Below are 14,789 nucleotides of genomic sequence, written 5' to 3'. Positions count from 1 at the left end.
TTGGCCGGGTGCACACCTCCTGTACATTGGCCCCCTTAAAGAATCAATTTCCGAACGGGCTGAGCCAGCTCCTAGCCATCAACAAAAAGGCTTACACTGGGCGAGCTTGGTTCGGCTGCCGGAGAAGGCATCAACGATCAGACCCGAATTATCAGCCCGATGCCGCACGCCGGACAAAACCAAGCGGCACAGGCAAAGACCTATCGAAAGCTCGCTGCGAACAGAGAAAGACTATACGAGGCCCGCTACCGGCGCGCCGGAAGCGGGCCTCCCACTCTCTCACTTCCGGCAGATCGCGGCCCTTACTGCTAATAGCATGACCAGGCGCTCCGACCTTGGTTGCGCTTAGCGAACGACTGTTCTTTCTCAGAACAGTCCGACCCTCATTAGCTCGCGAGCTGCAATCGTCACTCCGGGCACGGTCGGTGGACTCGTAGCTCATCACCGTAGCTACTCAGCAGAAAACAGCGTAGCACCGGATAGATTGTCGACACTCCAATGGCTTGGCTTTCACGGTTTGGAGGAGCGGTGATCCGCGCTGTGGAACAAGTGCTCGCCTGCTTGGGGCGCCAGCCAACAAAGCCGCTGAGGGTGCATCCGAGGCTTGGCGTTATGCGTCTGGCAACGGCATGACCGTGGCGTCGGCCAGTTGCGATCGATATGGCGCGACCGCCGTCTCCTCCAGCGACGTCAATATCGTCTTTGCATCGAGCCAAGTCTCGGCGGTCAACTATACCGGTCCGACCGGCTGGCTACTCACAGCCGGATTCTTTGCCTCTGCACTGCAGGAGTAGCGGCAGTATTTGTTTGGAATACTGATGCCCCGGCGCGTATGTCGGCGGCGCACTGGGCGCAGCATGAAGATGAGTGCAGCACGCGAGATGCCCGAAGACTGGGCCGTGGTGCGACTTCCTTCCCGCCCGCGAACGGTTATACCCTCTGCCGCCCCTCGTTTACCCAACGGTCGTGCTGGGCCCGCCGGTGGTATTATTTGCCCTCGGCTGGTTGGGACTTTGGGTGGCGCGCGGTTTTCGTAGCCGGGGCGAATAGCTCAGAGCGATAACGCGCCCCTAAAGCATCTTCCCTTGCATTCGCCCTCCGGTTGCGATTGGATTGACGTGCTTTTCAAGAAGGCAGGGTATGCTCAGAATTGTAGTTTTGTTTTTGGCTGCATGCTGGACGACTTCGGCACAGGCGGAAAGCTGTAAAACCATCCTTGACGCGGCTCGACGGCTCGAATGCTACGACGACGCTTTCAAGGTTGACCACCTTCTCGCGGACGTACTCAATAGCCCTCAGGCTGTCGTTGCTATCCTGGCCGCCGTATTCGCTTTCATCAGCGGTGTAGGTGGTCCGCTGGTCACACTGTGGATCGGGAGAAAACAGGCGGCAGCTAGCCAGACGTCCGCGAACGCCGCCATGTTGACTGCTAAAACCGCGGGTTTTCGGGAAATTGCCAAGCTTCGGATATCTTGGATGGACAACCTGAGAGACACGCTCGCGGAATACCACGCGATTCTCATGAACTTGGAGGACAAGGATGTTCTTGAGGCAGTCTCAGATGTGGACGAGCGAAAAAGTCGACAGAAGTCTAACGACGAGGGATTGAAGAAGATCGTTTTGCTCGGCACTCAACTCGATCTACTTTTGAACAAGGAAGATGCGATTCAGCGGAAGCTTTGGGACATCACGGACGAAATTTACAACCGCGAAAGGAGCACAGAACGCCAAGCGCTAGACGCTCCTTTGATGGACGCTGGACGGGCCGTCCTGAAGGGCGAATGGGAAAAGGTGAAGCAGGAGATGCGCAGCGCAGAATTCCAGCCGGGCAAATAGCCGATTGGTTCGCCCACCTCAGGGGAACAGCTTTATCTCTTGCGTGCGCCCTGATCTTGCTGGCAGGATTCGCCAGCTTATCTGGCCTGAAGCGAGTCGCGCCATTATCTGCTCTCTAGACGTGCACCTCAGTGAAAATCTCTGACTCCAAAGCGCTCCTGAAATCTCTTTGTGGGCTTCCGCGCGAAACTGAATGGGTGGAATTCAAGGTCAACAAGTTTGACCCGGACGACGTCGCGCGGTACGTGTCCGGCCTCGCCAATTCCGCTATCCTAAAGGGTGAGCGACGCGCTTACCTCGCATTTGGAATTGAAAACGAAACCCACAACATCGTTGGAACGGCGATCAGTCTCAAATCCGAGAAGGTCGGCAACGAGGTCTTCGAGCATTGGCTCACTCGCGCCTTGGATCCTCACCTCAACTTAGAATTCGTAACCATTCAGATCGAAGACAAGACTGTCGAACTAATTGCCATTGACCCGGCCTATCAACGGCCTGTGCGGTACAGGAAGGACGCGTTCATTAGGGTAGACTCGGTTTTGAAGCCGCTCGGCGAGTATCCGGAGCGCGAACGCGCGCTTTGGCTCGCCACGTCGAGTTTTGCCTTTGAGCAGGGTGTTGCCCTTCATCACGTTACCCCCAATGAAGTGTTTTCGCTGTTTGAACCGGAGACGCTGTTGGAAATGCTTGGCGTCCAGGCGCGCTCGCGAAAGTCGACCATCGAGCAATTAATGGGGATGGGATTGCTCATTGATGATCGGCAGGGCCGACTTGATGTGACCAATTTGTTCGCGCTGCTCGCGGCGAAGAACTTATCGACGATACCGAGTGTGGCGGGAAAGGCTCCGAGGGTCATCGAGTACAAACGAACAAAGAAACTCGACGCGGTAGGAGATGTTACCGGGCAGCTCGGCTATGCAATAGGTTTTAAGAGGTTACTTCAACATGTGATGACACGCATGCCGCACGAGGAAATTATGATTACAGGGATCAGGCAGAACAAATATCCGATCCCGGAAATTGCGGCCCGCGAGCTGATCGCGAATGCGTTGATCCATCAGGATTTCACCCAACCCGGGCATCCAACAGTCGAAGTGTTCAAAGACAAGGTGCAGATTACAAATCCGGGCGCGCCTCTCGTCGACCCAAACCGTTTTATCGATGCGCCGTCAAAATCTCGAAATGAGAGGCTTGCTGCGATGATGCGGAGGATTGGATTATGCGAGGAAAGAGGCAGTGGCATTGATCGAGCGCTGGAAGCCATCGAGAAAGATGCCCTTCCGGCGCCGTTATTCAGAGAGGTGGAAGGATCGACGGTGGTCATCATCTATCGGCCGGGTAGCTTTGCCGAAATGTCCAAGGAAGGGCGTGTCCGAGCGTGCTACCAGCATGCCTGTCTTCGATTTGAGTCGAATGAACCAATGAGCAACGCCAGCTTTCGGAAGCGGCTTGGACTGCCCGACAGCCAATACCCCCAAGCGTCAATTGTAATCCGAGACACCATCGAAGCCGGCTTGATCAGGCCGCTTAGTGAGGAACAAGCCAACAGAAACGCTCGGTACGTTCCATTCTACGCTTGACACAGTTCCGTTATGTAATTGATTCGCCCCATAGGATTAGCGGGGTCGCCGCATCGATGTTTTTTACAATTAATTCAATGGCTTACTTGAAGCGAGTCTGAGCCGGTTAATGTAATTTGTTGGATTCTTGCTTCAGGCAGCTTGTTGCCCTGCTGCTCAACGCTCAATTTGGGCTGACTCGTGCCTGAGCTGTTGCACCGGCTCCGGGCCGATGATGCGCGGCGCGCGCTGGCGGCGATTCCGGGCGGCTGAACAATCACGATTTGCAAGCCGGCCTGCTGAACGGACGAGCGGTCGACCGGCGCCGCCTCGGGCACGATGCCGATCGGGTTTGAGCAGGACTCGGATCCGATCCCAACTCTGTACAATAGTGACCTATCCCGATCACAAACTGGAGAGGGGAGCTCAACTTCAAGCCGTTGGCGCACGCTTTGGTTGTGGACAACGACCATCCTCGCTAAAGAGCCCCTCGCCTAGCGCCTAGAAGCGAGTTACGACCGCCATCCCGCGACTGATCAAACCTTCTCAAACATCCATAGTGCCAGCATACGCGTGCCGTATGTGAGCGCGACGCCTGTCAGCATCATCGCGATTGCTGTCCAGTCGCTGTTGAAGAGCGAGGCCAGAAGCGCCACCGGCACGACGCCTACGCCAAACAGGCACATGCCGATGATGATAGATTTCAGTCCCCAGTAAAAATAGGCGCTGAGCAGGCCCATCATCCAGAGACAGGTGCCGAAAATGTAAGATGACGAGAAAAACCCGAAAGCGCTTATGATGCGCGTTCGTCGGAACACCGCGAGTGGCGCCAATATCACGATACAGGTCACGATGGCCCACTGCGCGGCTAGGCTGACGTAACGGAGCAGATTCTCGGATGCCCAGGTAGCTCCGTAAAAGAGCATCATCAGCAGTGTGACGAAACCAATGCCCACCGCCATGACAAGCATATAGCCACCGATTGCCTGGAGCGCGTCTTTGGCGCGTGTCGCGGTTTTGGTCACCCCGCCACCGCCTGAGTCATCGGCGCTCAGCGCCAGACCGGGCTGGAGCTCTGGCGGCGGTGGAGGTATGGCGGCCAGCGGCGGGAGCAATTCCTCGACCTGCGAGACCTTCTTCCAGGCGTCGAATCCTGCCTGCCAGACGAAAACATCACCGGGACGCGCCATCTCGCGCAAGAGACTGATCAGGCGTTCCCGCGGCAGTGGGCCGATGGTTTGCCTGTGCTCATCGACATAATACCAGGCGGACATCGAGCCCTCCTTACGTTCGCGCGCGGCGCGATAGAATCAGTATTCAGGCACAGGGTGCGTGCGGCAATCGAATGGGCCATCAAGACCCGTTCCCTTGATACGTTGGTTGTAAAATGAGCCCATCGATGGCGCGTCGAGGAATGTGCGCAATATGGCGGGCGGCAGTTCGCAATAATGGTAGTAGATCGCATTGAGGCGGATGATCATGTACCGCTCTGCGCGGTCGTAGCAGACGCGCGTGATGAAACTGCTGCGGCTGATATCGTTGCAGGCAAAGCTCTTGAGATCGACCGGACCGCGATATTTGACATTGACCGTCTCGCCGTGTGACGGCAGCAAGTAGAAGCTGAGCAACGCCAGCGCAGCTACGATAACACTTTGTTTTGCACGCAACGCGGATCCTCAATAGCGGGTGCCGGGGACGTATTTGTCGAGGCGCGAGGGTGTAAGCTTGCCGTCGGCATGATAGCCGACGAGATCAATCTTTCCGTCGAAATCAACGTCATGAAAGGAGATGTCCCACTTCTGGTCTCGATTGCGATCTTCGACGGAGATATCGGTTTTACCGTCGAAATTCGTGTCGAGATGCGCCGAGATGGGCTTGGTGCGGTCGTCAGGTGTGACGAAGGAATAGTCCGGCTTGCCATCGCAGTTCGTATCGAACTGAACAAGTGTCGCGATATCCTGCCGGTCCCTTCCATCGTACAGTTTTATCGACTTGCAGGTCGATGGTGCCTTCGCAAGGATCGGCTGCCCGGCTTTGGCAAGAAAGACTTGCACATCGGTGATCGCAATCGCGAAGTTTAACGCCTCGCCCTTGGCCTTGAACGCATTCACGCCGATAAGCTTGCCGTCGTCGGAGAGCAGCGGCCCTCCCGAGTTGCCGGGGTTGATCGGTGTCTGGGTCTGGATCACGCTGGCTTTGTGGGCCCCCTCCTCTGTGCGCCACTCATAGTCCTTGCGGTATTGGCTGATGAAGCCCTTGGTGTAGGTCCAGGCTTCGCCGGTCGGATGCCCGATCGCATGCACATCGGCGCCGACTTGAATGTCGGACTCCGAGCCCAAGATGATCGGCTTGACGTCGCGGGGCACCGAGGCAAGACGCAGGAGTGCCAGGTCGCGGCCCGGATCGATCTTGATCACTTCTGCGATCTCAAAGTCGGCCTCGGATGGCTTGCTTCCCTCGGACGGCGGTTTGAAGAGTAGGCCAACCTTCTGAAAGCCTTTGACGACGTGCCAGTTCGTCAGGACGCTGTTGCTGCCCCCGATATAGGAGCCTGAACCGATGCTGTCGTCGGTGACTACGATGACGACCGAGGATGAGAGCGCGCGGTAGATTTCAGAGTCGTGGCGGCCCCGTCCGGTGTAAGGCGCATCGACAAGCTTGGCACCGGTATATTTGGTCGTGGCCTTGGCTGTGAGACCTCCGAGATCGTAAAGTTCGGGGCTGCTCTCGACGGAGAGTGTGCTAGCGTTATCGGGAGACGCCGGGAGGGCCATGCCAACCATGTCCGCCTGCGCCACGGCAGGATCCGCAAGAGCGATGGCAATGACGGCTGACAACGTTGCGCGCTTCATAAGATCGGGCCCCCCTGCCCTGATGCCCGTGCTGGCAGCGATGCTGCTCTGCACAATCTTCCAGCTCGTTCCCGCCTCGCGAGCATTTTCACAGTCCGCTCCGGATTTGGAAAGCCGAAAACAGGCTGCCTACCAGAAATTTCATCACGGCCAGGTGCGCGAAGCGGCCCGGGAGATCGCGGAGCTTGCCAAGCAGGAGACCGACAAGCGCACAAAGGCATATCTGCTTCGCGACCTGACAGAGATGTGCTCGACAGCGTACGAGCTCGGCTGTGCGTTGGAAGCCGAGGTCGCGGCTTATGAGATTGTCAAAGATGACGATGCGCTCAAACCGCTGTTTTCCGATCTTTATGCTTACTTTGTCCGCGCCCAGGTCTGGGCCAACAACCCAGAGATACTGAAGGGAATTTTCCGGGACAATAAAGTCGCGTTCAATCCGGCGGCAACGCCATACCCAGCTGCGTCCGCCAATCTGGCAGCTGTGACCTACTTTTTGCGCTCGAACGAATATCGGCTGGTCGAAAAGGCTTATTCAAGCGCGGTCGTCAGTCTCTTGCTGATTGATCCCAAGGACAAATACAGCATCTGCAAGGTTTTGGCCGAGTTGCTCGAGTCTCTAATCACGCAACAGGATATTGCAAGCGCGCAGACGCTTGCGCGTCTCATCGACCCTTACATGGCCGCCAATCTCAATCATGAAGGGCCGATATTTGCCAACTACGTGATGCTGATTACCAAACTGATCGCCATGACCACCCGTTCCAAACAGGTCGCGGGCTTTCTCGAAGAAGGGATCCGGGTCAACGATCGTCTGGATATCAACGACAGCATTAAGCTGTACCGGACCTCAACGAGCAACAGCCTGGCTTCACTGTCGACCCTCTTCGAAGGCACTCCCGACGAGGCCGCCGCCGTTCATGCACGCCACCCCCTTCAGCCGCAGCGAGAGGCGATCCTCGCGCGCGGTCATTTTGAAACTTTGCAAGAATTTTACTTTGCGCTGTCGGATTTGCTGATCGACAGTTTCAAGGATCGCGCGCGCATGCAGGTCTGGAAGCCTCTCTTTGGATCGCTGCCCGAGGAGTGGCAGTTGAAGGGTTTGATCGAGGAAGACATCGAATCCTACCGTCATTTCGCACTCGGGCTCATTACCGCAGAAACCTCGAAGGCCGAAGCCGCCGCGCTTGTGCAGACGGCGGCGCGGGAGCGGATTGAGGTTTTCGAGACATTCTTGACCCGCCGCTTTGAGGGATTTCAGCTTCCGACGTTGATCGATCTGCTCGTAATCGAGTCGGCTCTCACAACGCTGGCGGAGTTCCCGCCTGCGGATGCTGCTGATCTTGCGCTCAAGGGCAGCGAGATGCTGTCCCGCACGCTTCGGCACCAGACCAGCGACTTCGCCGTCCTAATCGGGGCGCAAAAGACGGAGCGGGCCCGTGCGGCGGTGCGCTCTTACTATCTCTTGCTGCAGCAAAAGCGACAATGGGAGTTCGATCAGATCAAGGTTCTCATGGCGGGCGACAAGAAGGAAGCCGGGTATCTGATCACGACCTACGCGCACCTGACCCAGACGGTTACGCAGCTGGGTGAGACGCTCGCAAAAGGAGAGGATTATGCGAAGGCGATCGGCTATCCGCGTGTTGCTCAGATTCAACCGGTCTTGCAACCGCACGAAGTCTTTTTGACTTACTTTCTGACACTCAAAGGTATGGGACGGCTTTGCATCTCCGGATCGACAGCGCTTTATTCGGTGTCGGACATAGATCCACAGCAAGCGATCCACGATGCCAAGCTGTTGCGCCTGGCACTGACGCAGGAGCGCGCGGCCGACGAGACGCTCGACAGCCAGTACCCGGTCGAAGCGGCGATTCGGCTCAAGGATCTCATGTTCAAGGGCCTCGACGCCTGTGTGCCGCCGGGTTCGCTGGTCAATGTTGCACCTCCCGACGAACTCGCGGGCATTCCGTTCGCCGCGTTGCTGGAGGAAGCGCCACCCCAAAGGGGCGACGGCTATGATCTGTCAGCGGCGCGCTGGCTTGGGAAGACATATCGCTTCGCCACTTCGATTTCAGCGCGTCACTTTCTGGGTATGCGTGCATCCGTCGTACACCAGCACGCGCCACTTCCCTATCTGGGGATTGGCGACCCGTCGCTTGCGAGCGTCACAACGCAGGCCAGCTTGACCCGCGGAGGCACTACGAATGCTTCGCTACGAGGCGCTTTGAGCGAACTCGGATCACTGCCGGAGACGGCCGATGAGGTCCATAGTGTGGCCAGCCTTCTAAAGGCTCCGAAACGAGACGTACTGCTTGGCACGGACGCGTCGGAAGAGGATTTTCGCAGCAAGGAACTTGGCAAATACGATATCATCCATTTCGCGACGCATGGGCTACTGCGAAACGATGTGCCTGGCCTGAACGAGGCATCTCTTGTTTTGACGCCGAATGATCTCTCTGACAGTTTCGACGATGGTTTGCTGACGGCGTCAGAGATCACGCGTCTTCCGCTCGAGGCGCGGCTGGTCGTGCTGTCGGCCTGCAATACGGCACGTATCGATACCTCGGCCGCCAATATCGGTATCACCGATCTTGCTGCCGCCTTTTCGGTTGCGGGAACGCCAACATTATTGGCCTCCCTTTGGACGGTGGAAACCAACGCCACCCACGATCTGATGCTGGAGTTCTTCCGGTCCTGGAACGGGCAGCAGAACAAGAGCGCGTCTCTGGCGCTTTCCGACGGCATTGAGCGCTACCTCGCCAAAGCTGACAGGGCCCATCATCATCCCCGCTTCTGGGCGCCGTTCATCGTGTTCGGCTATGGCGCCTCCCAGATCGAACAGGATGCGCGCGCGACCGCGACGACCGTCGATTACCGGCACCTTGGCAGTGATGATGTGGGCGAAGTTTTTGATGCCAGACCGCTCGCGGACCGATTGGTGCTCTCCGTCATGGGCGACTGGGACGGAAAGACGATGGCAAGCATCATCAGGGACGCGACATCGAACAGCGCGCCCGCTTTTTCCAAGTCGCATGAGATCGGCGCCGGCAAACTTCTTGTCGATCAATCTCAGGTCTATGCGTTCGGATATAAGGTGTCCGTACACCCCTATCCGATTGTGAGACGATTTACGCCGGATGGCACGCTGGTCTGGGAGAAGGCATGGCCGGACCTCGTGGACGATATGCCGTACGGTTCACTGAAGGTCGGCAACGACATCGTCATGTTGTCGGGATCGACATATTCGTCAAAGGAAGATCGCATTGCGCACCTCGTCCGGTTTGACCCCGATGGCCACGAGGCCGCACGAAAGGAAATTAAGGTTGGGATGTCCGAGTTCATCATCGGGCAATGGGCACTGCTCTCAAGAGTCGGCCCGGATCTCGCCCTAATCGTCAACTCGCGGCAGTTCGGCAATTTCGGCTCGAGCGAGGCTTTGTTTGGCCTGCCGACCCTGTGTCAGGGGCCGCTCGAGTCAACCATCTACCTTCTAGACGCAGCGACCTTGGAGGTTAAGAGGACGCTAACCATTCCGGATTTGCAGGTCGTTGCCGCGGAAGGCGACCAACAAGGGCTCAGGATCGGCGGCCAGACGCGCGGACCGTGTGAGGACAGCGGCAAAGGGCTTCTTCTGCAAGTCACCCCGGAGCTGACATCATCTCCGCTATGGAAAGATGATGACCCGTTTCCCTCTAACATTCAGTCGCTGACGGTCACGGATGGCGAAACCCTCTTCGCGGTCAAGCGTCAACGGCCGATTGGCGTAAGACGCCTAGGCGCGGTGTCGCCGGAAGTAACGACCAAACGATGGGGCGATGACGGCAATGAACTGCTTGAATTCTCGCTTCTCAAGCTCAGTGCCGATGGAGGCACAATCTCGCTCTATAACTCCGCCTTCGGCTTAAGCGCTTTTGCCCAGGGAGTTGTGTTTAGTCGGGGCAAGCCGGTGATCTATGGTAGCCTGGGCGGCCGGCCCGCAATTTCAGCACAACAGTGAACATCATGATCCGCTTCTAACCAACCGGCGGACAGAGGCGATGGCGTTCCCAATGCTCGACGGGGGCAACGGCTGAGATTTCTAATCGCCTGTCTTTTCCTTCTTATGATTGGCGGCGTGCTCAGTGGTGTTGGGCGCGGTTTGTCCCTGTAGGATGCTGAGAGAGACGGAACGCAGGCGGGATATCCGTAGCTTGCTACCGTAGTTACGCATGTCTCTTTTGTGCGGATTGCGAGATTTGGCTCACAATTCATCGGCTTGGGACGCTAGGGTTGGAGGAGCCCCGTTCCGCCGACGTCCCTGAGTCCCCCTACCTCGTCTCGTGACCTTCAAGTTTTGGTGCAGGCGAAGCGACGCTCGTCCTGCAGGCGACGCATCGCTTTCTCAAGAAATCTGTACACGAAAGGGCCATAAGGCCATGAAACGAAAGCAAAAATTGGTCGAAGCTATTGCTTACCTTAGGACTTCTTCGGCAGCGAATGTGGGCGCCGATAAGGATAGTGATCGCCGGCAACGCGCTGCGATCGAGAGCTTCGCAGACGCGAACGGTTACGAGCTCGTCGACGAATTCTACGACGCGGCGGTGAGCGGTGCCGATCCCATCGCCGAGCGGGCTGGCTTTGCGGCGATGCTCAACCGCATCGCTGGCGATGGTGTCAGGACGATCCTAGTCGAGAGCCCTGACGGCTTTGCGCGCGACTTGGCAGTCCAGCTAGCCGGACACGATCATCTGCGCAGCCTCGGTGTCACGCTGATCCCGACAAGCTCGCCCGACTTCTTCATCGAGGATACCCCAACGGCAGTACTCGTCCGCCAAGTGCTTGGTGCCATCGCTCAGTTTGAGAAAGCGACCACGGTCGCGAAGCTTCGCGCTGCGCGTCAGCGCAAGCGCGAGGCGATCGGAAAGGTCGAGGGTCGAAAGAGCTGGGCGGAACTCAATCCGGAGCTGGTGGCGACGGGCCCTTATCAACGGTCACTTCCTCAATAAGCATGCGAGATAGTTCCTAATGATATGCCCAATTTGCCAATTTGACGCCGAAGAACTTGGCGTCACGTTCGACGGATATGCGGTCAAGTGCCCGGTACACGGCGAATTCGAGTTCTCTGGCACGGTGAACTCAACGCGACAAAACGAACCACGGCAAGCTTGGGAGCGAGCCCTAACGAACGCCCGCTTGCGCGCCTCAAAATCCGGACAGCACGAAACTGTTGCGGGCAAGCGTCCCAGAATTATTGGCGACGATTTCTAGCGTTTCTTCGGGGGTGCCGGAGGATCCTGGACTAGGGGATTTCTTGTTGGGCTGCGGGGCTTACCACAGGCGACTTCGCCGACATGTCAGAGCTGACTAGCCTCAAGACCTTTGTCACGTTCTTCGCAGGTCACATTGCCGCTGAGGCGGCATAGCTTGGCTCTTAGCCGCTTGGGTCATTCATGCCTCCCGCGCCAGGTGACGTCGGGGACCGACGTCCATTGAACGATCCGTGTCGCCGCACGGGGCCCGGCCAATGTGGCCGGGCCCATCTCGCAACACTATCGGAGGACGTCTTCGTCCTGCAGCTCGCTCATGGTGACGCGCTCGCTTTCGTCGTCACCGACATCGGCATAAGGATCGTCGAGATCTCCGGCATTCCTGTCGCTTTCGACACGCGCCTCGGCCAAGTCGATCTTTGTGCCATACATCTTCCTGAACGAGCGCGCCCAAATCACCGTTTCCTCGTCCACGCGGCGAAGAATTTCACGCCACGACTCCGTAAGCCGAAGATCGACACCGCGAGCATCGACGATCGGCTGGCCATCATCGCCGACCACCTTGGACAACGCCTCGAACCGCTGATCGAGATCCTGGAAGGCCTTGCTGAGCGCTTCGAGCGCATTGTTGTACCGGTCGGTCGGCGTATTGCCCGGTCGCGCCGCCTTCGCCTTGCCGGGTGGGGGGAACTCATTACGCAGGTAGATGTCGCTCAGGGTCTGATCCGACGATCCGTCCGAAGTGCGCTTCACCCTGCCGTCCTCGTCGACCGCGCGAGGTGGCTGCGACTGCTCGAAATCCTGCAGCGCCTGGCCGAGCTGACGAACGCCATGCAGCGAGCGGCGCATCGCATCAAGCACCTCACCCGGCGTGCGTCGGTCGGGCTGGTCGTTGCCCGAAGAACCCCGGTCGGCGTTGAGACGACCGGACACGACGAGCGGATAGGAGGCGCGAACTGCAAGCTCAAGCGACGCGGGGCCCGGCTCTTCAGTGCCACCATTGCCGATCGATTCGCGCACTTCCGCAAGCGCCTGATGCACGAGCTGCTCCGTCGATCGGCCAGTCGCCTGCCAGTTCTCGCGATGCGCCGACTTGCTGAACGCATGGCGCAGATAGCGGCGAATCTGGTCGACCTTGCTGCGATCGTCAGCGACAGCGCGCAGGACCAGCGCAGTCGCCAATTCGTTCATCAGCTTCGAGGTGATGCGCTTGCGCGTCGACTGGCTCGTCACCGCCACGCGAATGGCTTCATCCACCCGTTCATCCTTGCTGGTGAACAGTCGTACGATCTGTGCCGCGCGCTGGACAGGATCGTCAGGCAAGTGCGCGGCGCGCGCTTCGGCGCGGGTGCACGAGCCAGCATAATAGTCGCGCTGCGCCTCCGAAATCAGATCGCGCCGATAGAGCTCATCGAGCACTTCATCTGCGAGCGATTCGTTCTCCGGCCCTTCACCCCAGGGCTTGGGCGGGTCGACGTGGCGGAGCGCTACGAGCGACTTCACCGCCGTCGGGAAGCCGGTGACGCCTTCAGGATGTGGCCGGAAGCCGACCAGGATCAAAGCCGGAATCCGCTCGCACCGCAGCGAAACCTGAATTTCGCGATCGCGTTCGCCGCGATCAAAAGCGTCGTTCAGCTTGCGGATATAGGCCCGCAGCTTGGCGTCGCCGTCGTCATAAGGGACGTCGGCCGAATGGATGCCGAGAATGTTGTGAACCGCCGTTGCGCGCGACGAGCCCTCGACGGTGGTAAGCGTGGTGGCTGGTGCGGATTCATCGGCATGCAAATAGGTCGTCGCAACCAGCCAGACGGCCTCCATTACACCCTGCGATTCGATCGACGCACGCCAGTCATTTTCCGTGAGCACGAAGCTCGCCGCCTGCTGCGCCGCCCAAGTAAGGTGGTGGCGGTTCTCGATGTCCACCGCGAGCTCCGCCTTGTACCGTTCCGCCGGGTCGAGCGAGCGCGGCTCGGGCACGGGACGAAACTTCGAATCCTCGCCGCCCGTCCCGGGGTCGATGGCGAAAGGATGTCGCCGCGACGGCAGCGTCCGAGGATTGCGCGGATCGGGCATGGCGCGCCGCGCCCACACGCTCGTGCGGATGCCGAGTAATGTGCCACCCGGAACGGGAATCTTCTCCACATCGGGATCGATCGTATCGCCGATCGATTTGCGCACTTCGCTCGGATCAACGACCGCATTGGCGATCGCATTCGCCGACGCTTCGGAGAGGCCGAAGGCGTCGACGATCTTTTCTGCGAGGTTCTGGCGAGCCTTCGCATGCGCATAATCCGGCAACCGCTCAACAGGCCGGGGAAGGACGTGATCGTTTGACATCAACTTGATCATTTTTGGTCTCCTGGGTGAGGCCGGCGGCCGAGCGCCCCTCGCCACAATTTGTTGTTCAAAAAGGGCGGGCCGCCCGCTGGAGGGGGCGGCCCGGTGGTTAATGGGTCTAGTTGTCGTTAGCGGCGCGCAGCTTGCGCCGCAGCAGCGCCTTCAGATTCTTGACGCCGCGATAATCGGAAGGCGTGTCGGGCGCGAATACGGGTCCGCACATCTGCGGATGTTCAAAGCGCCAGTGACCACCGCGAGTCTTGGTCGCGGTGAATCCCTCGCGCAAAAGCGCGCGCCGGACTTCCTTCATTAGTGAGCTTGGGGACAAATATTTCACTCCTTGGCTGGCGGCCGACAGCACGCAGCTTTTCCGACCGCAACACGTGGTTGGCGATCCGAGGCGTGCCAAGGAGATTTTTGATTGCTCCATGCGCATCCTCCCTCCGCTTTCCGGACCTAAATCCGGCGTCACCGAAGGCGGCGACAGCTTCAACAAGCGATCCCAAGACGTACAGAGCGATCGGGCAAACCGATAATCCCTGCGTAGTCGCCCCTCACCTTGGTAGGAGAGGGTGAAGCGCCCGCATTGCTGCGTCGCGGTGACGTGACGATACACGATCTCGCACCGATTCTCAAGAAGTGGCGTTCACGCTACCGTACCGGCGGCCCTGCCCACGTGCTCGCGTTCGAGCCAAAATGAAAAATCCACCAAGATACAAAGGGATCGCCGTGATGATGCCGAAAGATTCGCCGCACCCGCGACCGGAAGAGGCGGCGCTGCTGGCATCAGCATCGAGTGCTTCGGGGCCGCCTATGTCCAGCAATGACGGGCTGAGGATTCCGCCGAGGGGACCACCACCGACAGAGATCTCATGAACTGGCTGGAGCAGACCGTGCTCATACGGCCGGAACCCAACCGAAGAAGAAGCACCGATCCAAGCCGCATCTGGGAAAGCCATAAT

9 protein-coding genes are annotated in these 14,789 nt (G+C 58.5%); 4 read left to right on the top strand and 5 right to left on the bottom strand.

Annotated elements, in window-relative coordinates:
• The first annotated feature begins 1,140 nt into the window (after window positions 1–1,140).
• Together EI171_RS24985 and EI171_RS24980 are read left to right on the top strand one after the other, a co-directional pair.
• The gene (locus tag EI171_RS24985) at window positions 1,141–1,836 is read left to right on the top strand and encodes a hypothetical protein (RefSeq protein ID WP_161534934.1); all 696 of its coding nucleotides are present in this window, start codon (window positions 1,141–1,143) and stop codon (window positions 1,834–1,836) included.
• Window positions 1,837–2,033: 197 nt separating this feature from the next.
• On the top strand, window positions 2,034–3,416 hold the full coding sequence (locus tag EI171_RS24980) for an ATP-binding protein (protein ID WP_161534933.1): 1,383 nt from the start codon (window positions 2,034–2,036) through the stop codon (window positions 3,414–3,416).
• 515 nt (window positions 3,417–3,931) lie between these two features.
• On the opposite strand, the gene EI171_RS24975 is transcribed toward EI171_RS24980, so the two are convergent.
• Genes EI171_RS24975 through EI171_RS24965 form a run of 3 tightly spaced genes read right to left on the bottom strand, consistent with a single transcriptional unit; the run spans window position 3,932 to window position 6,247 of the window.
• Window positions 3,932–4,669: a DUF4339 domain-containing protein gene (locus tag EI171_RS24975; protein ID WP_161534932.1), complete on the bottom strand. Its 738-nt coding sequence runs from the start codon at window positions 4,667–4,669 to the stop codon at window positions 3,932–3,934.
• A 36-nt stretch (window positions 4,670–4,705) separates the two neighbouring features.
• The gene (locus EI171_RS24970) at window positions 4,706–5,062 is read right to left on the bottom strand and encodes a KTSC domain-containing protein (RefSeq protein WP_246740258.1); all 357 of its coding nucleotides are present in this window, start codon (window positions 5,060–5,062) and stop codon (window positions 4,706–4,708) included.
• A gap of 9 nt (window positions 5,063–5,071) precedes the next feature.
• Window positions 5,072–6,247 carry a S1C family serine protease gene (locus EI171_RS24965; RefSeq protein ID WP_161534931.1) on the bottom strand — a complete coding sequence of 392 codons (1,176 nt, stop codon included), beginning with the start codon at window positions 6,245–6,247 and terminating at the stop codon, window positions 5,072–5,074.
• Here EI171_RS24965 and EI171_RS24960 point away from each other — a divergent pair.
• Together EI171_RS24960 and EI171_RS24955 are read left to right on the top strand one after the other, a co-directional pair.
• The gene (locus EI171_RS24960) at window positions 6,219–10,241 is read left to right on the top strand and encodes a CHAT domain-containing protein (RefSeq protein ID WP_161534930.1); all 4,023 of its coding nucleotides are present in this window, start codon (window positions 6,219–6,221) and stop codon (window positions 10,239–10,241) included. The genes EI171_RS24965 and EI171_RS24960 overlap by 29 nt on opposite strands.
• A gap of 418 nt (window positions 10,242–10,659) precedes the next feature.
• Complete coding sequence (locus EI171_RS24955; RefSeq protein WP_161534929.1) at window positions 10,660–11,229, top strand: recombinase family protein; 570 nt, start codon at window positions 10,660–10,662, stop codon at window positions 11,227–11,229.
• A 543-nt stretch (window positions 11,230–11,772) separates the two neighbouring features.
• On the opposite strand, the gene EI171_RS24950 is transcribed toward EI171_RS24955, so the two are convergent.
• Together EI171_RS24950 and EI171_RS24945 are read right to left on the bottom strand one after the other, a co-directional pair.
• Window positions 11,773–13,788: a hypothetical protein gene (locus EI171_RS24950; protein WP_202633009.1), complete on the bottom strand. Its 2,016-nt coding sequence runs from the start codon at window positions 13,786–13,788 to the stop codon at window positions 11,773–11,775.
• Window positions 13,789–13,945: 157 nt separating this feature from the next.
• Window positions 13,946–14,320, bottom strand: a complete 375-nt coding sequence (locus EI171_RS24945; RefSeq protein ID WP_161534928.1) for a type II toxin-antitoxin system HicA family toxin — start codon at window positions 14,318–14,320, stop codon at window positions 13,946–13,948.
• Between the last annotated feature and the right edge of the window lie 469 nt (window positions 14,321–14,789).

The sequence above is a fragment of the Bradyrhizobium sp. LCT2 genome, from assembly GCF_009931255.1.
In the GTDB taxonomy this organism is placed as follows: domain Bacteria; phylum Pseudomonadota; class Alphaproteobacteria; order Rhizobiales; family Xanthobacteraceae; genus Bradyrhizobium; species Bradyrhizobium diazoefficiens.
This window is presented reverse-complemented; position numbering and strand designations above follow the sequence as displayed.

Coding starts and splice junctions, on each gene's coding strand:
- EI171_RS24975 (WP_161534932.1), bottom strand. CDS start 4,669: ATGTCCGCCTGGTATTATGTCGATGAGCACAGGCAAACCATCGGCCCA.
- EI171_RS24985 (WP_161534934.1), top strand. CDS start 1,141: ATGCTCAGAATTGTAGTTTTGTTTTTGGCTGCATGCTGGACGACTTCG.
- EI171_RS24960 (WP_161534930.1), top strand. CDS start 6,219: ATGACGGCTGACAACGTTGCGCGCTTCATAAGATCGGGCCCCCCTGCC.
- EI171_RS24955 (WP_161534929.1), top strand. CDS start 10,660: ATGAAACGAAAGCAAAAATTGGTCGAAGCTATTGCTTACCTTAGGACT.
- EI171_RS24965 (WP_161534931.1), bottom strand. CDS start 6,247: ATGAAGCGCGCAACGTTGTCAGCCGTCATTGCCATCGCTCTTGCGGAT.